The following is a 21,543-nucleotide window of genomic DNA, read 5'->3' on the forward strand; positions in this document are numbered from 1 at the left end:
AAACTTACTCATACACGTGCAGTTGCAATGGGAGAAGTTCCGGCAATTTCAACAACGAAGGGTTTTGGCTTCGGCTTGCGGTGACGAAGCTTTTTGTCATTTCTTCTACCGCGTTCACGACGGTCAATCTTTCTCCATTCACTAGTATGTCCATATTGACTAAATTGTATAAGTCTGCCCGAATGGATGGAGAAAATTCATCATCCGGTTGGATGTGCTGGGCCACGTATAGATCGATGAGCGGGCGCAATACTTCCATAAAGTCGTCGGCGAGATTAAATTTGTTCAACTCGTTATCGTGGTAAATTCCTAGGCATGGGAAAAAACCATACCCGACGAGAGAACGGGCGACGAGTCCACGCATGATGGCGTATCCATAGTTTAAAGCTGCGTTTATGACTGAATCGCTTCGCCGGGTAAACTCATTGCCGAATAAATATTGGAAATACTTTTTTGCCCCATATGCTTCACGGTTATTGCTATCTCCGGAGTCGACGGTTTTGCTGATGCGGTATAGCTCGTCGGCTCCTTCTTTGTTCAAGAACTCCAAACACTTTCCTTGATTGACGAGTTTTTGGATCACGATCCGCTGCCAAATTCGCTTTTTAAAAGGCTTGGAGTAGGCGTACTGCATGTGCAGCACGCCTACTTGGCGAGAATGTTTTTGAAACGGCTGCAACACCCCATTGGGGAGCCGCTTTTGGTCACAGGTGAACAATGCAATGTTATATTCGGCTATTTTGCTTAAAGCGACTGCTGTTACGCTGACGGCTTGTTCCTCGATGATAATGGAACAAATATCCTCCAGTGGGATAGAAACTTTTTCTTCCTGTTCAATCACGAGTTGATTGTAACGGACGGATAGTTTCCCCGGTTTCCGGATGAGCAGATGACGCCAACCCAACTCTCTTTTCCCCTCTCACTTTGTAGATGTTGCCGAGCACATCTACTTGGTATTTCTCGAATCGTTTGAGGGTTCTTGAACCGATGCCGGATAGGGAGAAGCTGCGGTCATGGCTGACCAATTCTATTCCGCCTGTACCTGAGTGAATCGTTTTATAGTATGCAAAAAAGTCTTTAATTTTGATTTCTTCACCTGCAGTAGTCTTAATTTCCTTTTCCCGCGGAAGCTCAATGCGAATGAGATCATTCGGGTACAGGCTGAATCGGAACGTATAGTCCTCCGTCATTTCCTTCCACTCGGAGTACGGCTTGTTTGGTTCGATGGCTTTGTTTGGCAAAACCTTTTTCATGATGTCCATTGTGTAGACGGGAACACAGTAGTATTTCCCGTCTTTTTCAAATACGTCAACTCGAACGATGTTGCTGTTGTAGGCGACAGTTTTGCCATCATTGAGCGGGATGACTTGGTTTTTTGTGTCGATGATTTTCACTGTCCGAATGATAGGCCCTGGTTCCCCGTTCTTTTTCGGTTTGTAAAGAGGTTCCTGGAATGCTTTTCTCGGATCATTGTTATGCTCAAGCAACCGTCGACGGATCGCTTCGTATGTCCTTGGGTCGCTTTCTTTGCCGTACATAGGAAAATGTCCGCTTGCATCCAGTTTGATTTCGGACAGTTTCGTTTTGACAACAGTTTGGATTTTCCCGCTCCGTTCATCGATGCCGATATAACGTCGCAATGTTTCTTGATGAGCCGCCCCTGTGACGCTCCTCTTCGGCATGCGGGAGACAAAAACCGGCTGCAACGATTCGAGTTTCTCGTTATCATAATTTCCAAGATTGAGAGCTTTTATACTCTCCTTTGGATTTTTTGATAAACGTGCCCGCAGTTCATCGGCGAAGTGCGGCCAAGGTTGCGGAAAGTGAGGTTCCGTCTTTTTGGCCAGTTCTTTGGCTTGTTCGCGCCGTTGATAGAAGGCGGTGACTCGGGCGATATCGCTCGGCGTTGTGCAGGCGACGATTGCGGCGTCCACGGCATGGTGCAAATCGGATTCTTCCCGGTTTTTGTTAAAATCCCAGCGACTGCGCAAATGGGCGGTAACGCGGCCGTTGACTGTATATACTTTTTGCTTGTCATCACTGTCGGCGAATTTGAGATGTTCACGAATAAAGTTGGCGAAAAAGCGTGAAATATACCGGGTGTCATTTAAATTTCGGTTTTTCCATTCTGCTTCTTCGTTTTCATCGTAATGAAGCCGGAGCAGCCGATCCCGCTTCTTTTTAGAAAACTGCTTGTTCGTTAACACAAACGTTTCGAACTGTTGCCAGCGCTCAGTTCCTACGCCTAAATACTCGGCAGGGATGCGGTTGCCTTTTTCGCGGTTTTCTTTTGTCAATACTAATACTTTATTGGTATAACTGTCATCCAAGCTCCGGCTATATGGAATCACGTGATCTACTTCTACATAGCCCGGTTCAAGCAGTCGCTCGATTTCGATTGGTTGAAGCGAGTAGGCGCATCTTCCGTTTTGCTCGCTCCACAGTTTGAACTTAACAATGTCATGGCCAGTTGGGTTTCGTGTCAGCCCGTATTCGATCAGCTGGCGGATGGCAGTTTCGTTTCTCTTTCTGTTTTCATCTTGTTCTTTTTTTGTTTTCTTCCGCTCGTCAAATGTTTGTGACAAATCGCGGGCTAATTCGATATGAATCGATACCGGCGAGCCGTACTTTTTGATGATGGCATTCACCACTTTTCGCGCCTGTGTCAACGCGCGCATGACGACCGGATTGGCGATCGGCGGAATAGTCGGCAGCAGCACTGTTTTTTGTTTCTTCGTTGGCCCTGTAAACGTGTATCCCGCTCGCTCACAAGCCGAAGAGTAGACTTCGCCTTGTTCCATATACGGGAGAATGTTGCGGAGTGCTTTTAGCGACAAATGGCCGAATTTGGTGAATGACAAGTTCAATAATTCTTCAATCAGTTCGTTGTCATATACCTTGTTTGCCAAATTTGCTATCCGCTTCCCGTTTTGTTCATATTCATTTCGCAAGTAGCTGCGAATGTCGGCATCATCTTTGAATAATGTCAGGGCGTAACCGAATGTATCAAAATCGATTGGCAGAAATGAACTTGACTTTCCTCTTCCATAAACCTTATCGACGGTTTTGCGAATTTGATGATAGGCGTCGAGTTCAAGGAATCGGATGTTTTCGTTTTGCTTTAGCGGTTCGCCCCAATCGTACACAATACCTTTAAAGTAGGTGTCATCAGGCAAATGGAGCAATGTTCGTATATCATGATAGGTAAGTTTGTTTTTTTGGAATGCTTGTTCATACAAAAGGCGGCGTTCTTCATCGGTGAGTTCCCGCGTTCCTGATGGGGAGACGAGCCGCAATTTATTGATGTGCTCCCAAGCGATGAACGATTGGAATGTGTATGTTGCCTTAGGTGCCCGCTTTTCTTTCGGTTCAAAGGTACAAAAGCCGACCTTTTTCTCGATGTCATCTTTGGAGGCGACAGGGCGCTGCGAAGACCAAATGGCGATATATTCATTCTCAAACGCTTCTGTGCAAATCATGTTTCCGAACTCGCGCTGTCTGGCAAAAATAAGTTGGATCTCGCGTTCTAGGTCGTCACGTGCGATCGTGTTTGTGTAATTTTCCCCTTTATTGCGCTTATGAAGCACAAATTTTGGGTCTCTCACGATCATTTCACCGACGGTCCGGTAGCCTGTGAGAATGGAGCGGTTTTCTTCGATATGTTTGAGCATCGTACTGTTTTCTTTGTTGCTGCGCTCGCTTTTGCGATTGGATTTGAAGCCGCGCCGCTTGGCTAGATGAAGGAGAACGCGGGCCAATTCATCGTTATTTAGTTTTCGATCTAACGCTTCAACGCGCAGCTGCCAGACATCAATTTCATGTTTTTTCTCGAATAGCTTGTCCAGTTCTTCTTGCGTTAAGATGTTTTCACGGGTGAGCAGACGGCGAATGCGCTCAAGCCGATGCCTGCGGCGGCGCAGACGACGTCGAGCTGAGCGAGCGAGGCGTCGAGGGAGAGCTAGTGATTCTCCCGTTTGCGGGTTTTCCGCCTTGTCAAAGATGCGGACGCCCAAATCTTCGATACGAGGAAGATCCAGATTAATGACTGCCCAGCCGACAGATGTAATACCGATATCGAGGCCGATTTTGTATCTCACTTCGATCCCCTCCCATAACGAAATAATGTAGTAAAAAAGACCTTAGCGTTTTCCGCCAAGGTCTTCGTTCGCCTAAGAGTGGGGAATGCCCGCCAAAAGCGGGCGATAGGCGATCCCCAACGCCGCGGGTCATTCTGCCCAGGCAGAAAGCCCTTATCATAGTAACCCTGAGATCATTGCTGTGGTATGATCCTATTACTATAATAATGCACATATTTGGAAAATGCAAGTTCTTTTTCTATACTTTCATGCTTTCTTTAAGTTATGATGGAAAGAGGCATGGATTTATGACAGGAGGCTTCGCATCGATGCGCCAAAAACTTCGCGATCTCGGGTTTTCGATCGGCACGCTTCCGACAGGGAAGCGGAATCAAATTACGGATGTGTCCGGTGTTCGGGTCGGGCATGTGACGGTTCGTGAAGAGCGGGATGAACGGACGGTGGTCCGCACTGGGGTGACGGCGGTGTTGCCGCATGGGGGGAATTGGTTTTTAGAGAAGGTGCCGGCGGCGTGCTTTGTCCTGAACGGGTTCGGGAAAACGGCGGGGCTCGTGCAAGTCGAGGAGTTGGGGACGATCGAGTCGCCGATTATGTTGACGAGTACGTTCAGTGTCGGCGCTGTCTGGCAAGGGACGCTTGAGTATATGATGGAGATGACGCCGGAGATTGGCGACACGGCCGGGTCTGTCAACATCGTGGTCGGGGAGTGCAATGACAGCTATTTGAACGCGGCGCGGGCGCTGGCGGTGACGAAGGTGCATGCGAAACAGGCGATTGCCGAAGCGCGGGTGGATATGGAAGAAGGAGCGGTTGGCGCGGGGACGGGCATGATGTGCTTCGGCTGGAAAGGAGGGGTCGGCAGTTCATCGCGGATCGCGGGCGGGATGTATACGGTCGGGACGCTTGTCGTGAGCAATTTTGGGCGGCGCGAAGAGCTGCGGTTTGTGCCGTATGTGCCGCCGTCGTTTGATGAGCGGGACGTGCCGCCTGGGTCGATTATGATGATCGTGGCGACCGATGCGCCGCTTGATGCGCGGCAATTGAAGCGGTTGGCGAAGCGGGCGGCGATGGGGCTGACGCGGACGGGAAGTCATGTTCATCACGGCAGCGGCGATATCGTCATTGCCTTTTCCACGGCATACACGATTCCGCATGTTGCCGATTCCGCACATCAGGCGCTGCCGCCGCTTGTCCGCGATGATGCGCCGCTCATGAATGAGCTGTTTCAAGCGGCTGTTGAGGCGACAGAGGAGGCGATTTGGAACTCATTGACGATGGCGGAAGCGACGACTGGGCGGAATGGGCGCGTTGGAGAGGCGATTCCGTATTCGCTGCTTCAGCGGATGAAATGGGCGGGGGAATAGAGGGGCAACCGTTGGATGAAACGATGACAGGTGATGAACAGAAGGTGTCCCACGTTTTGTGGACACCTTCTTTCATGTTCAATGTCGCCAGAGCGCTTCGTGTCGATATAGTGCTTCCGGCTGAGTGAGGTGCCCATCTCAGTTGGATGCCGCTAAGTCGCTTAGTGCCGGCTATGAAGGCGATGCGTCCACGCGGCGAGTTTTTCTTTCATCTCCTCGCGCCATGGGGTGGATGCACGGCGGTGGGCGTAACCGACCAAGGCGCCGGTGGCGATCAGCAAAAGGCCGGACAAGGCGAAAATCGAAGCGATGGAAAACAGGCCGGCGATGGCGCCTGCGGCTGTTGGGCCGGTCAAGTTGCCGAGAAAGCGGCTGCTGGCGGTGACGCCGAACACCCGCCCTTGAATGCGGCGCGGGCTTTGCGCGTTGATGAGCGCCTGAAGGGCAGGCCATACGCCGCCGACGACCAGCCCTTGCAGGAAGCGCCATACGTACAAGGCGTAAATGTGATCTGTCCAGACTTGCGGCAAGGCGAACAAGCCGGAGAGAACAAGCAAAATCGGCAATGTTTTCTCCTGCCCGATCCGATCGCCGAGCTTTCCTAAATACGGCGCGCCGATGATCGTGGCGATACCGGTGATCGATGAGGCGAGGCCCGATAAAAAGGCGAGATTGCTAGTGTGGCCGACTAACGATTGGACAAAAATCGTCATCATCGAGTTGACACCGAGAACGGCGACTTGCACGAGAAACGTGGCGACAAACAAGATGATGAGCGGCCGGTGTTCGAACACGTCTTTGAAGCTCGCCTTGTTTTCTTTCGTCTGCGGCACGACCGGGTCTTTTTCGAGCCAAACGATGACGGGCAAGAGGGTAAGCAAAATGCAAAGCCCGGTCACTAAAAACACCGGGCGGAAGCCGAACAAGTCGGACAAAGCACCGCCGATGAGCGGCCCGATAATGTTTCCGGCGATGCTTCCGGTTTGCAGCGTCCCGAGCGCTTCGCCGCTATGGTCTTTCGGGACGACGCGGGCCAAATAGGAAAACGAGACGGTGATGAAGCCGGAGAAAAAGCCGACAAGAAACCGAAGCACAAGCAGCGCCGTGGGCGACGTGGCCAACGCCATGCAGGCGGTGATCAAACCCATGCCGATTCCGGCGCGAATCAAATTGGCGCGCTGGCCATATTTATCGGCAAACATTCCCCAAATCGGCGCCATGATGGCCGCTGATAAGAAAGTGGCGGAAAAGACAAGCCCGGTCCACATGCTTAAGGCATGATGCTCAGTGACACCCATTTGCCATAAGAAAAGCGATAAAAAGGGAATGACCATTGTCATTCCGGCCGACACCATAAAATTGCACAGCCATAAAATGCGGACGCTTCGTTTCCAGTCCATGCGGGGTCATCTCCTGGATTATTTCGTTTCTCTAATAATTTTAGCACAATGGAAAAGAAGAGGGAATGATTTTGCTCACGCGTGACAGGGGAGCGAACAAATCAATCCCCCTTGCCGGGCAGGCAAGGGGGTCATCTATGTCAAAAAGGGGGGGAGGGGGATTACGCGTTCGTCGCTTGGGCTTCTTTCCATTTTGCCAGCTCACGTTCCACTTCTTCCTCAAACGGCACAGGGGACAACGCAGCGTTCGCTCCGAAACGGGCGGCGGCCGCTTCCGCTTCTAAGGCGATGACGCGCTCTTCCATGCGGGCGAAGCCGCGCAGCGCTTCATCAGCGGAAAACGAAGTGAGTGCCGTGTCGATTTGCTTGAGCGCCTGAGCGGCGTTGACGCGAGCGGTGAGCTCAAGCTGCTTGGCGGCGAGCTCGTCATACCGTTCGCGCAGCTCCTGAAGACGGCGGGCCACCTCGGCGGTTTTCGTTTTGATTGCATCGTATTGTTGCTTATAGGCTTCCCGCTTTTTCTCGTGCAGCAGTTTGTCGCGCAGTGCCAGCTTGGCGACCGCTTCTTCGTTGCGTTCGAGCGCCAGTTTCGCTTGGCGGTTCCGCTTTTCCACCGTTGCTTCCGCTTGGGCGATCAGCGTCTCATAGCGCCGCTCAGCGACCCATTGCTGGGCGAGCGCTTGGCGCCCTCGTTCGAGCTGCTGCTCGAGTTCACGCAAATATTGTTTTGTCATAGCGATCGGGTCTTCCCATTGATCGATTTGTTCGTTCACTTCAGCGAGAACGATCGTCTTGATCCGACGAAAAATGCCCATTCGTCTGCGCCTCCTTTTGTATCGTTTTTTCCCATTGGTCCAGCCAATCGACAGAAACGGACGGCGGTGCTGGAGCCCACGCTTCAGCGGCTGCCGGTTTTCGTCCTTGGCGTCGTCCGAACGTGTAGACGGCCACGAGTGCCAGTGCAATCAGCACCCATTTCGGCAACAAGGCGGCGACCCCTAAGGCGACGAGCGCCCAACCGATCCAGCGCTTCGGCCGCTTCATCGCGAGCCATACGGCGCCAACGCCGATAAGCAGCAAAGGGATGACCCACAGGAACAAGCTTGGAAGCATCCAGCCTGCGCGCGGCCCCATGTCGAATGCCTGACGGTGGTGCCAAACGCCGCCATGCATGCCGTCAAACGGAACCCCGGGGCGTCCGTGCGCCATCGCTTCATGCGGCGTGAGCCCATGAAGCAAGCTGACCCCAACGAGCGCCACAAGCACGAGCCAAACGACTGCTCGAGTTTTCCTCAATCTTCTCACCTCCTTTTCCATGGTGGACTGGCTTACGGTTTGTATTGTAGAAGGGGAAGGAGAAAATTAGGTGAAAAGCGAATGTTTTTTAAAGGAATTTTACACATATCATCCATTAGGGGGATCCGCGCAAGATGGACGGTGATTTTCGTATGACATTGTGGGGGAGGAAGGAAAGACGTGGTTCGGTCGTATGGGCTTGATGTGGGCGGCGCTTTGTTGGTGTTGTTGTTTTCCTTTTTGTTTCCAACGTTTAATGTCGGATATTATGCGTACGGCTCGTTTCTCGCATTTGCCATCGGCTCGTTGATCGTCGGCTTGGCGAGAATTCGATGGCATCCACAGGCGCGATTTGGCGGTACTCTGATCGGTTCGCTCCTCATCATCGCGATCTCTGTCCTCATCATCCGCCTGTTTCCGATCGAAATCCGCGATGCCGGCGACTTGGTCATGCCCTATGTCAATGCTGTTATGAATGCGTTGATTTATTTTCTGATGATGAACGCCCTCCACTTGTGGCATCGCCTAGTAGCGGGCAACGTTTCGTTTTGGAAAAAACGGTGAAGCGGCTCATGTGGCCGTCGTAAACAAAAGGCGCCCCAGTCTGCCTAGAGCGCCTTTTCCTTCAAAAGTCCGAGCGCCGTGTTCTAATGCCTAATGAAGTGAATACACGAACCCTAAGTTGATCGGTTTTCGATCATAAATATCTGACCCGGATGAGTAGCCGTATGTGACCCCTGCCTCTTTAAGAGCAGAAATGGAAAATGATCCTGTTATTATCAACTAGGTGAAGTTTAGTGGAATTCTGATCTTCCGTTCAAACCAAATTTACTTGTGATTGGGTACGCAAAGGATACGAAGGATGTTTTTGGTAATGCCAACTTTGTACGTGCGAGGTGAACTTCCCATGAGGAAACGTTATGGTTTGTTGTCTATTCTTCTTTTATGCATATGCGGAGCAGTTATGTTCTTTCAAACATCTGAAAAAACAGATTTCAATCGGAAGAAAACAGAAGTCATTCGAGTAACAAGCAGGACAGAAAATTTTTCGAGCATTCATGAAATTCGAGACGAAAGGAAAATCAATAGAATAAAGGAAATCATGAAATTCGTAGAATGGTCAAAAGCAGCCAAAGTCGACGAAGATCAACCTGACTATCGTTTTTGGCTCGAACATCCAAAAGCGAAAGACCGGTTATTCAATTACAACATTTGGTTTAAGGAAAATCATACAATGATCTTCGATAAAAAACAGGAAAATACGGGATTGTTCCTTCCAAGTATGAAATGGAATTGAAAAGTTTGCTCAAAGAGTAGGCAATGTTTCAAGGAGATTTTTGAACGTCAACTCACGTTTGGCTCTGTAACCAAGCAAACATCTAGAAAAAACCCGCCTCATTTTCGCTCGGAAGGTGGGAAAGGTGAGAAAGAACATGAAAAAACCGTTCTTCCTCATTGTCTCTTGCATCAAATCAAAATCATGAAAGAATGATCCCAATGGGATCGATAGTAAAAAAACAAGCTTCTGAAGCAATTACGCTTCAGAAGCTTGTTCGATGGCGGTTGCAAATTGGCGGCGATGTTGGATAGTCAAATAGACGATCGTTCCTATCATCATGGCGACAACAAATAGAAGCAGCTTGCCGACGTTTTCCCACATCAATGAGAAATTGCCGCTTGAGATGACCGCTTTCAATCCGAAAATCGAATACGTCATCGGAAGCCAAGCGTTAAAGTGTTGGAACGAACGCTGGTTCAGTTCGAGCGGAAATGTTCCAGTGCTTGTTGTCAATTGCAAAATCAGCACGACAATCTTCTACCCGATTCAGAAGAAAGCCCGAGCGCCTTGCCTCCTGCCAATGGCAAGCGCGCCCTAACATCTAAGCAGGTAGACGTACGATAAACTCCGTCCCTTGCCCGAGCTGGCTGTCGACATGGATCGTGCCGCCGTGAGTGTCGACGATCCACTTCGCGATGGACAGCCCCAGGCCGTGGCCGCCTTGTTGGCGCGAGCGCGCTTTGTCGACGCGGTAAAAGCGGTCGAAAATGCGGCCGATGTCTTCCGGCGGGATGCCGATGCCGGTGTCTTTGACGGAAAGGATGAACTGCTTCGGCTCGGTGCGGATCGACAATGTCACTTCTCCGCCTTCTGGGGTGTATTTGATCGCGTTATCAAGCAAAATGTACAGCAGCTGCGTCAGTTTGTCCGGATCGGCCGTCACGACCGCTTGTTCCGGAGCGTGAAAGCGCATCGTGAGCTGTTTTTTCGCCGCCAGTTCCGCGACGAGCTGAAACGTGCGCTCGGCGTGCGGGCGAAAATCAAACGTCTGTTTCGCCAGTTCCAACGCGGCGTGTCTCGCATCGGCGCGGGCGAGCGTCAAGAGATCGTTCATCAGTTTCGTGATCCGCTTCAACTCCTCGCGAAGGCGGTCAAGCAGACGGCGGGCAAACTCGTTTTTCATCACGTCTTCTTCCATTGTGAGCGCCTCAACAGATGAAAAGACGACACTCAGCGGTGTGCGCAATTCATGGGAGGCGTCGGCGACAAATTGGCGCTGCCGCTCGTACGCTTCTTCAATCGGCACGAGCGCCCGCTTCGACATGAAGTAACTGAGCGCCACGCCGACGGCGAGAAAGAGAACGGCAAGACCGATCAGCACAATAAGCAGCCAATGGAACACCCCGAAAAACGAGGTCACATCCATCCCGATATACAAGATGCCGACGACATTGCCATGAATGACGAGCGGACGGGCGGCGGCGAGCACCCGCCAGTCACGGGCGGCGTCGCGGGCCAGGCCCGGCATATGCTCGGGCAATGATACGGTCAAATAAACTGGCGCACGTGCGTTCATATTTAGACGAGACAAGGCGTGCAAAAAGTACGGGCGCAGGCGCGGATGGACTTCATCCCCGGCAAGCAAATCGCCGTTAGGGCCGATTACGTAAAAAAAGAGTTGATCTTCGCTGAGCAATACAAGACTTTCGTCATCGAACAAGTCAAAATCGTTTTGCTTTAACAAAAACTGTTCCATCGTATTGGCTTCTTGTTCAGCGAGGCGAACGATGCGCCGCTCCTGATCCGATGTCGTGATCCAATAAAACAAAGCGGCGGCGATGACGATAAACAAAGCCAAGAACAAAGTAAAAATGCCGCTGTAAAGCGCCGTCAGCCGCCAATGGGTGCGGCGGAACAAGTCCGCGCTTCCTAAACGGCGCAGCCAGTTGCGCCAGTCATTCCATTGATTGATCAATTTTATATCCCACCCCGCGCACCGTTTGGATGACATCGTCTTTCAATTTTTTACGGAGCAATTTGATCGTCGCATCGATCGTTTTCATTGAGACGTCGGCGTCCCAGCCCCAGACGCGGTCCAATATCGTCTCACGCGGCACGACTTGCCCTTGGTTTTGCACGAGCAAATCCAGAAGCTGAAACTCGCGCGGGGTGAGGAAAATTTCCTCGTCACCGCGATGCAGCGTATGGCTTGTCCGGTTCAATGTGAAGCCGTGAAACGACACTTTTTCCTCTTGGAGCGGGACGAACGTCCGACGTGCAAGCGCTTTGAGCCGCGCGACGAGCTCGTCGATTTCAAACGGTTTGACCAAGTAATCGTCCGCCCCGGATTCAAGCCCGGTGACACGGTCTTGCACCGCGTCTTTCGCCGTCAACATCAAAATGGCGCCTGTGTAACCGTTTTGCCGCAAGCGGCGGCAAATCTCCACCCCATCGCCGTTCGGCATCATCCAATCGAGCACGACGACATCGTAAAATTCCGCCATCGCGTAGTCGTACGCGTCTTCGCCTTCCTGCACCCAATCGATCTGATCAATCCCTTTTTTCTTCAACAAATGAACGATCAGTTCTCCTAGATGGAGATCATCTTCGGCCAGCAATATTTTCATGGGCGTTCCTCCTGTTTTCCATCCTTGCTTTTATCATAGCAAATCTACGTGAAAAAAAGGTGAAAATTGAAAAGGCAAAGGAAAGCCGAGTTGCCGAGGATTTTTCACCATTTTTTCACTTTGCTTCGGTATGATGATGGGCGAAGAGGAAAAGGAGGAGCATGACGATGAGGAAAATGAGAAATTTGCATCTTTGGATTGGATTGATCAGTTCCGTCTTTTTGCTCGTTGAAGCTGTGACAGGCCTGCTGCTATCCGAGCCGTGGCTCATCGGCCAGACGGAGCGCGGCGAGATGCACCGCGCCGTGCAGGAGGGAAGGTCGTCGTTCGGAGCTGGGGCAGGGGCGTCCACGGCCCCGATGGCGCCGCGCGCTGAGGGAGGAGGATCGTCGCTCATGATGTTCGTCCGCCAGTTGCACGAAGGACGCCTCGGCTCGCTCGACATCCGCTGGGCGGTTGATCTTGCCGCGGTGGCGATGATCGTCTTAACGGCGACGGGCATTTTCTTATCAATTCGCACGCTCTCCGCGGGACGCAAGCGAAAACAAAAGCGGATGCCTGTTGCGCCGGAGACAACCTAATCGGAACATCGTGGGAAAGAAGGAACGACATATGCTGTTCAACTATCGTAGAGAGAAAGCAGCCAATGGCCGGAACATGTCATCGGGTCTTTGTGTACGACCGATGGATGTAGGCGACACCGTTGTGTTTCATCCTCCTTTCCGATGCTTTGGCGGCCTTCGCTCGAAGTTGTCCAATGTTTGGGTATGGATGACCATTCATGATAAAGGAGGAGATGACCGATGGACATGATGCCATTTGAACCAACCCCGACGCCGCAGCCGAAACGGCGCGGCCGCTTCATATCGTGGCTTGCCGCTTCTGTCGCGGGAGCGGTGATCGGCAGCGCCGCGACATGGTATGTGGCGCCGAAATGGTTGAACCAAGAAAGCGCCGCCCCCACGCAAGCGGCGCAAACGACTGAGCAAAAAAGCGACGCCTTGCCGCTGCAGCCGACGGCGAATACGAAAACGAACATGATCGCCGCCATCAACAAAGTCGCGGATGCCGTCGTCGGCGTCGTCAACATCCAGAAGCAAGTCGACTTTTTCTCCGATCAAGCGCAAGACGCCGAAGCGGGGACAGGCTCAGGCGTGATTTTCAAAAAAGAGGGCAATACAGCGTACATTGTGACGAACAACCATGTTATCGAAGGAGCGAATAAAGTCGAGGTGGCGCTCGCGAACGGCAAAAAAGTGAAAGCGGACATCGTCGGTGTCGATGCGCTGACAGACCTCGCCGTCTTGAAAATTCCAGCCGAGGGCGTGACGAAAGTGGCGAGCTTCGGCGACTCAGCGAACGTGCAAATCGGTGAGCCGGTCGCGGCCATCGGCAACCCGCTTGGTCTTGACTTGTCGCGGACGGTGACGGAAGGAATCGTCAGCGGCAAACGGACGATGCCGGTGTCCACTTCAGCGGGCGACTGGGAGATTGACGTCATCCAGACGGATGCGGCGATCAACCCGGGCAACAGCGGCGGCGCGCTCATTAACAGCGCGGGGCAAGTCATCGGCATCAACAGCATGAAAATCGCCGAAACAGGCGTTGAAGGGCTCGGCTTTGCCATCCCGAGCGAAAACGTCAAACCGATCGTCGAACAGCTGATGAAAGACGGGAAAATCAAACGCCCATATCTTGGCGTCCAGCTCGTCGATGTCGCAGATTTGTCCGATGACGTACGTACCGATGAGCTGAAACTGCCATCAAGCGTGACAACGGGCGCTGCCATCACCGCAGTTGAACCGTTCTCACCGGCGGCCGATGCGGGCTTGAAATCGAAAGACGTCATCACGGCGATCAACGACCAAAACATCGACAGCGTCAGCGCCTTGCGCAAATATTTGTACACGAAAACAGCGGTCGGCGATCGCATCAAACTGACGATTTATCGTGATGGGTTTGAGACAACTGTCTCTGTCACGCTCAAGGCGAAAGAAAACAGCCAGTCGTAAGAAGAAACCGCCTCTTTTCCATCCGATCGGTGGGAAAGAGGCGGTTTTTTGTGGATCAAACAAAAGCTAGTCTGTGTGAGCACTACGGTTTCAGCGACTCAACGGTGCCTCAGCAGGCTCGTGGTTGAATCGTGGATAGGCTTTACAATGTCATTTCTCACCTAGAAGGCTGGTGATTTCGTGCAAAATACTGCTGATTCCATCTGTTTCTCAATTAGAGAAAACCAGCATCATTTCTGAATGAAAATGTCGCCGATTCGTGTGTAACAGCGGTTTTTCACCGCCCCTAGCCCGCGGCGGATGACGTGAAACGAGAAGCCCGTGCTACAAGGGTTCTCCATTTGAGAAACAAGGCGGTGAAGCAACCCATCCCTTTCATCACCGCCCCTCTAGAAAAACCTTGTTGCATCGATCTTGCTTTTCATTCATTCTCCCATTGATGAAGAGAATCAGCATTTTTTCACCAACCTTTTAGGATGACGAGCAACGGCTGCATGTCCGTGAGCAGGTGCGCGTAAAATGGGGGCATCCATGGCTGAAACCGTAACGCCGCTTGGAAGGGGGGTGCTACCGAAGGGCCTTATTGGCTCTAAACGCCTCCCTCCTTACGTTCTTCAAGTTTTGCACGTAGGGCCGTATTTCTATGTATTCGCCCCCGAGTTCGACAGTTTTGAGGTCATTTTAGGCAAATGGAAATGACCAAAATGCTGTTATATCAAGGGTTTCGTAATGCGGATCCTAGGAAAAAACGCCGAATTTAATAGGCACACGATTTATTAATTTTTCCTTTTAAAAATAAAGTTTATACGTTATAATATAGGCATGTACATACGACGAGTCACACGCAAAAATAAGGATGGAACAACCGTTGCTTATCTCCAGCTTGCTCACAATGAATGGGATCCAAAGGCCAAATATGCGAAAGCGAAGGTGATTTATTCATTCGGGCGCGAAGATGAAGTGGATCGCGCCGTCTTGGAACGTCTGGCCAAAAGCATTTCGCGATTCCTTTCTCCTGAGCAGGCTTGGGAAGTCGAAACGTTGACAGGAGAAGCTTCCGATGACTTTCAATTCCAGTCATGCAAACACCTCGGCGGCGTCTGGCTCTTGGATCAGCTCTGGAGACAACTGGGGTTGGGAGAGATTCTCCACTCCTTGTTTACCTCCCGACATCACCAGATTTCGCTGGAACGGCTGATTTTTGCCATGGTGGCGAATCGCGCCCTTCATCCGTCAAGCAAGTTGGCGATGGAGGAGTGGGTGGAGAAAGACGTGTATATCCCTCACCTTCCTCAAGCCGCCAGCCACCAGTTGTACCGGGCGATGGATGAACTGCTGGCCGTGCAGCCGGAATTGGAACGTCAAGTGTTCCATGCTGTGGCCGATTTATTGAATTTGGAAGTCGACTTGATTTACTTCGATACGACTTCGTCGTACTTCGAAGTGGATCCCTCTGAAACACCGGAAGGAGAATCGCTTCGAAAACAAGGATTCTCGAAAGACAAACGCCCAGACTTGGTTCAAATCGTCATTGGGCTGGCTGTCACCCGGGAAGGAATCCCGATTCGCGCTTGGGTATGGCCTGGCAATACGATGGACATGACGGTCATCAAACAGGTGAAACAAGACTTGATTGGCTGGAAGCTTGGACGTGTGATCAGCGTCATGGACCGCGGCTTTTCCTCTGAAGAGAATTTGCGAATCTTGCAACAGGCCGGCGGACACTACATTGTCGGCGAAAAAATGCGATCCGGCAAAGCCGCCGTCGAAGAGGCCTTAAGCCGTCGCGGACGTTATCATGAAGTGGACGAGAATTTGCACATCAAAGAAATCATCGTCGGCGACGGAGAAGCGCGTCAGCGCTATGTTCTCGTGTACAATCCCAGCGAAGCCGAACGCCAACGCAAGGAGCGAGAAACGCTGCTCGAATCGCTGAAAGAGGAGTTAGAAGGGCTTCGCCAACTCCCAAACGAAGCCCATCATAAGGCGACCTGCCGGTTGCGTTCCCATCCGTCCTACGGAAAATACTTGCGCCAGTTGAAGGACGGAACCCTTCGCATCGACAAGCAAGCGGTTCGTGACGCGGAAAAGTACGACGGCAAATATCTCATCCGGACATCCGATGACACCTTGTCTGCCGAAGATGTCGCCATCGGGTATAAGCAGCTGGTGGATATTGAGCAGGCCTTCCGAACATTGAAGTCTACATTGGAATTGCGGCCTATGTATCATCGCTTGGAAGACCGCATTCGGGCGCATGTGCTGCTCAGTTGGCTTGCTCTCTTGTTAGTTCGGATCGTCGAGATCCGAACCCATGAATCGTGGCCGAACGTAAGGGACGAATGCGAACGTCTCATGCTTGGACATTTTTCTTCAAAAAACGGTGACCTTTATCAACGAACCGAACTGACGGCCAAACAGGCTCAATTCTTTGCGGCTCTAGGGCTGGAGCCTCCTCCGAAGATTCTAGGCATTCATCCTCGCACCTAGATACACGCCCAACGTATGCCCCAATGCCTCTCGTCCCTTTGGTATCAAGGGATGAGAGGCATTTTGTTTGCCTAGTGATTGTCGAACTCGGGTCGCCGATGCGATTGAAAAGGAACAAGGCGTATTGTATGTGTTGACTCAATGTAGCCAAACCGCAGGACGGATGTTCCGAAAATTCTCTCACCTCTATCCAAATGTATACAGAGAAGTGTTAGAGATTTCTTATTTTTATGAATATATTACTATGATTTAAATGGTAATAAAGACTCTGTTTTTTTTTTTTTTTATTTCTAATAAAATTTTAATTGTAAAAATATAAAAACAAAGGAGGTATTTGTGTTTCTTGAAGAAATCTTTCATAACTTTCTTCGATTGCAGCTTAAACTGAACAGAATTTTAAGAGAACCGAAAGGAGTTCGTTGATCTTTTGTGGTGCTACTCACTTTCATTGCAGGGGATGATACAGCGCTTGATGGTATCTTGTTGGTGTATTCCCTTGCAACACTTGGGATAGTTGAGCGCTAGTGCTCAACGAGCAACAGAGGGTTATCAATACAAAGGGGGATGCGTAATGTTAAAAAAAGCAAAATTCTTATCATTGGGGTTTTTGCTGGCTTTTGCAACAAGTGCTTACGCTTCTTCAGGCTCAATTTCGGGTTCTTTACCAGATGAAATGAATAACAAGGCAGCTGTTGAAAAAGAAATGTCTATTAAAGATCAGCTGAAAAGACAAGCTGAAAAGCAACTTAAAAGCGAAGAATTAAAAATTTCGAATAGAATCAAATTACACTCCACCGAAGAAATGAATGCTGAAACGTTAAAGAAAGAAGGCAAGGTTCTCTCTTCCCCCAATGAAATGCCGTCAATACAAGCTAGTGTTACAACAGCATCTTATAACCATAATATCAATTGGAATGTTTGGGGATATGGAGATATTATCTTAGGGAATGGTCCGAGTTCCGGATCTTCATCGAGCGTCCCCTATGGCTACTACCGACATGGCGCCACTTATGATGATTATTACGGGAACTTCATAAGTGCAATGCCCAATAAAGGTGTGTATAGAGAATCTAAACGCTTTTGGGAAACGAATTATAAAGAAGTAGTGGGTTATTGGGTTCCTGATGCATCTTTAGACCAAAGAGAGAAGGTCATATCTTATTTACGTCAACAAATGGGTGAACCATATGATTGGAGCAGTTCTAAAACAAATTATGATGAGTGGTATTGTACAAAACTTCCTTATGTTGGTTATAAAATAAAGGCGAGCATTGATATTGATAGTAATGGTGGTTACTGGGTCACGCCGGATAATATAGCCGATGATGAACAGACGTATTTATTTATGAGAAGCGAAGGGTAAAATAAAGATAAATAGGACACAGCTGATGGCTGTGTCCTAAAATTTGATTAGGGAGGTATTTTTTATGAGAAGAACTTACATATTACTATTTTTCGTTTTTTTGTTGATAGCGATTTTGCTAGGAGGATACGTGTGGTTCAAATCAAAAGAGAGCTCGAGTGTTAAGGTTTCTTTTGATTCTGATAACCCAGATCTATTAATCAATACACCCAATAAAATTATTTTAATTTACGAGAATAACGGAATTTTGACTAAGGATGAGATTTACAATGAAAGGTTTATGCACACCTCTGTTTACGATAAACGTACGAAAAAATTGCTAGCTCCTACTTATTCGCCGGAACATCATTTTGCAGGGATAACAGAATTCTCCAACGGTCAAGCCAAATACAAAAAGGTCAAAGATTTTGGTCCTATGAATGTTGTTTCATACAATGGGTATTTATTTATGGATTCATCTCTTTCTTTGATCGACTCGGAAGGAATGCCTATTACGAAGCTAGGATTGTATGATTTAAGGAAAAATAAATTCGTCAAAGAATTTACAGTCAACGGAATTGTGCAATCAATGATTAAGGTTGGAAATAAAGTTTATTTTCCTTCGCTTTGTGAGAACAGTAAGTCAAATATTTATCGTTTTGATTTAGATACTTGGGAGTTGGATAAAGTTCTAAAAATGGATCAACCTCATGTGCCCAATCAAATACTTTTTTACAAAGATATGATGATTGGATTGTCAAATGAAGAAGCAGCTGGAGCCTCGTCTAATAAAAATAAACTGTATTATATAAAGAATGGGGAAATCTACAAGGAATTGAAATTAAAACAGGGGACGAAAGATATGGCTATTTTGGATAATAAAATCATTATCTTGTATCAGCCTTATGGCCGGAAATCCTTTATCGAAGCTTTCAAAATTGAAGGAGGTCAAGAAGCGGAAAAAGTCAAATTGGCGGATAATCCCACTAATATAACGGCTTGGAATCAAAATTTAGTCGTGATTGATCAATCCAAAAAAATTTATATATATAATACCGAGTTTCAAAAAACCAATGAACTAGAATTAGGTATCGATTCTAAAGTGTTAAACATAACAAAAGCGAATTGATAACTGCTGAGTAAGCATGGTCCAAAACATAGAGGGGGATGCCGTTCCAAAAGTTATGTCCTTCTGTTTTCACCCATCCATCCCCCTGCAACTTGAAAACACGATTAAATTATGAAGAGAAACTTTGCGGGTGCAAGCCAAACGTGCGTTGAATGTGAGCAGCCGCTTCCTTACGGAGGAAGGGAACATCGTTCTGACAGAAAGGAACTCTTTTTGCTTTCATCGGATATGACCATCCCGAGTTCGACGGTCACTAGGCAACCAAAATCCCTCTCGCTTGGTTGCGAATCTGAACTTCCTGGACGTTCGCCCGGCGTTGTGCTTCCTAAGCGGGATCCTTCGCCCAGTGCTTCTGGGTTGGGGATTTTTTTCTCCCCTTGCGGCGCAGCGACAAGAGCGGCGTGATGCCCTAGACGAAGAGCGCTTTCAAATCCTCCGTGGTGCCCTACGCTTTGCCTGCGGACAAGGTTCGTGATCGACGGGGGCGAAACCGAATGGAAGCCAGCTGCTCCCAACTCGTCTCCCGTTTCACCGCTCCGGTGGCAAGGCTGGCCCGTCGGGACAAAATCGTGCGACTGGACATCGATGACGTCGTGCACTAGATCCCGCCTGAAAATTGATTCAAGACTGCCGAAATCATACATTATTTTTCAAGTCATTTTTTGTAATATATGGCCAACATATTAATGCTATTAAAGCATAAAATACCACTAAATTCGCAATATCTTCAGTATACGGAATTATTTCTTTTGGATAAAAGAGTGGAACGTGATAATCAATCAAGCCATGAATAAAAATAGACACATATAGGCTACCTGTTCGAAGGTAAACAAGCACAAAAAATATACCGAGCATAAAAGTTCGAAGCAAATAATCCCATCCCATTCCAAACTCTGACCATTTAGGCAAGTGATACATCCCAAAACAAACCTGTGATATTATTAAAGAAATGAAAATACTCTGCTCTTTTTTGAATGGAAATTTACTTGAAAAAAGTGCATAAAGTTGAGTGAACATAACCCCCCGCATCAAAAGTTCCTCAGGCAATCCCACGCCCCAAATATACCCAAAATGATTTCCAAGCCATTCTACAGGCATGATATCATCATGGGTAAATACCCAAACAACTCTATTCGTCAAAAAATAAACAACAGCAAATTGCGTGAACTGGATCAAAACCCAAATAAAGAGAAATATTGCAATACCATTTATAAAGTTCAATGCGTTGAATAGTCCTAGACTTCTAATATTTAACTTGCCAAACAACTTTATACTTATTAAAAGTATAATAAAGTGAACAATACCGATCACTAGAATTGGTTGAACAACATAAAAAGTTTTGTTTTTCAAGTATTGGGTGATTTGAGAAACTTCTTCCTTATACATGACAAGTGCTATTGTGATAAAAAAATCGACTATAGCGATAGCAAGTAAGCCAATAAAGGAAGATGTCTCTAACGGTTTATAGATCGGAAGTCTCCAAATAGCCAATACCATTAAAATTATCTGTAATAATAATAAAGCATCAATGATCATGTCTGTGCGGTATACAGTAATAAATTTAAAAATATTAGAGCCAATAAAGAAAAAGGAACAACAAACGCCTACTAAACTATAAAAAACTAGATTCCTTCGATGAGGGGAAGCCCCCTTTTTTTCCATTTCCAAAAGAACATTTAATGTTATTAGTAAAATCACAAATGTGAATTCATCTTTGAGTACGAGCGTTTTTCGGTTCTCTAAGAACAATTCTACTAAACTGTATGCAGTACGTGTAAAACAAAATGAACATACTAAGACTATGAACAAAAAACTAATAAAAAAAATAGCGAAACTTTTTATATCTATTTTTCTTTGATAATGAATCATTGCTAAACACTCCCTCTATTTCAGACCAAGCTGTTTTGGGGGCGACTATATAGGATGCACCTTGAAAAGTTCACTTCTCGATTACGCTGCACACCCCAGGCGTTGCAGCACTTCCCCGGGGCGTTCATGAATGTAGTCCACCAACCGGGCAATGGCTTGGGTGAATCGTTTCGATCCTTATGAAAGACATTGGTGATGACGGTGTCTTTCCGCCATTTTCCGCAAGCGTTCGATCGGATTCCGTTGCGGAGAATACGGAGGAAGGGAAATGAAGTGAACCCACGGTCCTTCTTCCTGCAAAAACGCTCTTCCCATTTTGGCATGATGAATTTGGGCGTTATCCAGCACCAAGACGATGAGTCGATCCGGGCAACGCTCTTTGAGAGCTGGCAGGAAATCCAAAAACGTTGTCGCATTGGCCGTCCCTGCTGATTGAAGAACCGTTTTGCCATCATGGACGTGAACCGCCCCAAACAGCGATACGTGGGCATGATGGCCGAACGTCGGCACTTGCGTTTGACGGCTAACTTCTGACCATGTCGTACGCCGCACATGATACGACCGGATGGGCGTTTCATTATAACAGGACGGAACCTTAGGAGCAGTATCACCGGAGTGGGCCCCACGAAGGTGAATCT

17 protein-coding genes and 2 pseudogenes are annotated in these 21,543 nt (G+C 48.7%); 8 read left to right on the plus strand and 11 right to left on the minus strand.

What is annotated here, in order from left to right:
- Window positions 1-4: 4 nt before the first annotated feature.
- Window positions 5-904, minus strand: coding sequence for a type II CRISPR-associated endonuclease Cas1 (cas1, locus tag ACTVIM_RS01830; protein ID WP_445613453.1), 900 nt, complete (start codon window positions 902-904; stop codon window positions 5-7).
- Complete coding sequence (cas9, locus tag ACTVIM_RS01835) at window positions 834-4,097, minus strand: type II CRISPR RNA-guided endonuclease Cas9 (protein WP_445613454.1); 3,264 nt, start codon at window positions 4,095-4,097, stop codon at window positions 834-836. Before cas9 ends, cas1 begins: the two co-directional genes overlap by 71 nt.
- Before the next feature lie 308 nt (window positions 4,098-4,405).
- Between cas9 and ACTVIM_RS01840 the strand changes: the two genes are divergently transcribed.
- Window positions 4,406-5,461, plus strand: coding sequence for a DmpA family aminopeptidase (locus ACTVIM_RS01840; RefSeq protein ID WP_445613455.1), 1,056 nt, complete (start codon window positions 4,406-4,408; stop codon window positions 5,459-5,461).
- Window positions 5,462-5,622: 161 nt separating this feature from the next.
- Here ACTVIM_RS01840 and ACTVIM_RS01845 read toward each other — a convergent pair whose 3' ends face one another.
- The 3 genes from ACTVIM_RS01845 to ACTVIM_RS01855 all read right to left on the minus strand — a co-directional run bounded on the left by ACTVIM_RS01845 (window position 5,623) and on the right by ACTVIM_RS01855 (window position 8,157).
- Complete coding sequence (locus ACTVIM_RS01845; protein ID WP_445613456.1) at window positions 5,623-6,861, minus strand: MFS transporter; 1,239 nt, start codon at window positions 6,859-6,861, stop codon at window positions 5,623-5,625.
- Window positions 6,862-7,022: 161 nt separating this feature from the next.
- The gene (locus ACTVIM_RS01850) at window positions 7,023-7,676 is read right to left on the minus strand and encodes a PspA/IM30 family protein (protein ID WP_033844703.1); all 654 of its coding nucleotides are present in this window, start codon (window positions 7,674-7,676) and stop codon (window positions 7,023-7,025) included.
- Window positions 7,636-8,157 carry a hypothetical protein gene (locus ACTVIM_RS01855; protein ID WP_445613457.1) on the minus strand — a complete coding sequence of 174 codons (522 nt, stop codon included), beginning with the start codon at window positions 8,155-8,157 and terminating at the stop codon, window positions 7,636-7,638. The genes ACTVIM_RS01850 and ACTVIM_RS01855 overlap by 41 nt, the downstream gene beginning before the upstream one ends.
- A gap of 180 nt (window positions 8,158-8,337) precedes the next feature.
- Between ACTVIM_RS01855 and ACTVIM_RS01860 the strand changes: the two genes are divergently transcribed.
- Window positions 8,338-8,721 (plus strand): hypothetical protein, encoded by a 384-nt coding sequence (locus ACTVIM_RS01860; protein ID WP_033018784.1) that lies wholly within the window; start codon window positions 8,338-8,340, stop codon window positions 8,719-8,721.
- A gap of 343 nt (window positions 8,722-9,064) precedes the next feature.
- A complete protein-coding gene (locus ACTVIM_RS01865; protein WP_445613458.1) occupies window positions 9,065-9,454 on the plus strand; it encodes a hypothetical protein in 390 nt (129 codons plus the stop codon).
- A 237-nt stretch (window positions 9,455-9,691) separates the two neighbouring features.
- Here the strand turns inward: ACTVIM_RS01865 and ACTVIM_RS01870 are convergent.
- From ACTVIM_RS01870 to ACTVIM_RS01880, 3 genes and pseudogenes are all read right to left on the minus strand, one after another.
- A pseudogene (locus ACTVIM_RS01870) lies at window positions 9,692-9,970 on the minus strand (YhgE/Pip domain-containing protein); the annotation flags it as partial.
- A 67-nt stretch (window positions 9,971-10,037) separates the two neighbouring features.
- Window positions 10,038-11,411: a sensor histidine kinase gene (locus ACTVIM_RS01875; RefSeq protein ID WP_445613459.1), complete on the minus strand. Its 1,374-nt coding sequence runs from the start codon at window positions 11,409-11,411 to the stop codon at window positions 10,038-10,040.
- Window positions 11,392-12,063, minus strand: a complete 672-nt coding sequence (locus ACTVIM_RS01880; RefSeq protein ID WP_033020717.1) for a response regulator transcription factor — start codon at window positions 12,061-12,063, stop codon at window positions 11,392-11,394. Before ACTVIM_RS01880 ends, ACTVIM_RS01875 begins: the two co-directional genes overlap by 20 nt.
- A gap of 167 nt (window positions 12,064-12,230) precedes the next feature.
- Here ACTVIM_RS01880 and ACTVIM_RS01885 point away from each other — a divergent pair, with 167 nt between their 5' ends.
- The 5 genes from ACTVIM_RS01885 (at window position 12,231) to ACTVIM_RS01905 (ending at window position 19,036) form a co-directional block, all read left to right on the plus strand.
- Window positions 12,231-12,644, plus strand: coding sequence for a PepSY-associated TM helix domain-containing protein (locus ACTVIM_RS01885; protein WP_445613460.1), 414 nt, complete (start codon window positions 12,231-12,233; stop codon window positions 12,642-12,644).
- A 222-nt stretch (window positions 12,645-12,866) separates the two neighbouring features.
- Window positions 12,867-14,075: a S1C family serine protease gene (locus ACTVIM_RS01890; RefSeq protein WP_445613461.1), complete on the plus strand. Its 1,209-nt coding sequence runs from the start codon at window positions 12,867-12,869 to the stop codon at window positions 14,073-14,075.
- 822 nt (window positions 14,076-14,897) lie between these two features.
- The gene (locus ACTVIM_RS01895) at window positions 14,898-16,565 is read left to right on the plus strand and encodes an IS1634 family transposase (protein ID WP_172418601.1); all 1,668 of its coding nucleotides are present in this window, start codon (window positions 14,898-14,900) and stop codon (window positions 16,563-16,565) included.
- 571 nt (window positions 16,566-17,136) lie between these two features.
- Window positions 17,137-17,928: a hydrolase gene (locus ACTVIM_RS01900; RefSeq protein WP_445613462.1), complete on the plus strand. Its 792-nt coding sequence runs from the start codon at window positions 17,137-17,139 to the stop codon at window positions 17,926-17,928.
- A gap of 64 nt (window positions 17,929-17,992) precedes the next feature.
- Window positions 17,993-19,036 carry a hypothetical protein gene (locus tag ACTVIM_RS01905; RefSeq protein ID WP_445613463.1) on the plus strand — a complete coding sequence of 348 codons (1,044 nt, stop codon included), beginning with the start codon at window positions 17,993-17,995 and terminating at the stop codon, window positions 19,034-19,036.
- 328 nt (window positions 19,037-19,364) lie between these two features.
- On the opposite strand, the pseudogene ACTVIM_RS01910 reads toward ACTVIM_RS01905, so the two are convergent.
- The 3 genes and pseudogenes from ACTVIM_RS01910 to ACTVIM_RS01920 all read right to left on the minus strand — a co-directional run.
- A pseudogene (locus ACTVIM_RS01910) lies at window positions 19,365-19,644 on the minus strand (IS5/IS1182 family transposase); the annotation flags it as partial.
- A gap of 28 nt (window positions 19,645-19,672) precedes the next feature.
- Window positions 19,673-20,905: a CPBP family intramembrane glutamic endopeptidase gene (locus ACTVIM_RS01915; protein ID WP_445613464.1), complete on the minus strand. Its 1,233-nt coding sequence runs from the start codon at window positions 20,903-20,905 to the stop codon at window positions 19,673-19,675.
- A 177-nt stretch (window positions 20,906-21,082) separates the two neighbouring features.
- Complete coding sequence (locus ACTVIM_RS01920; RefSeq protein ID WP_445613465.1) at window positions 21,083-21,457, minus strand: transposase; 375 nt, start codon at window positions 21,455-21,457, stop codon at window positions 21,083-21,085.
- Window positions 21,458-21,543: the final 86 nt, after the last annotated feature.

The sequence above is a fragment of the Geobacillus sp. YF-1 genome (assembly GCF_052692335.1).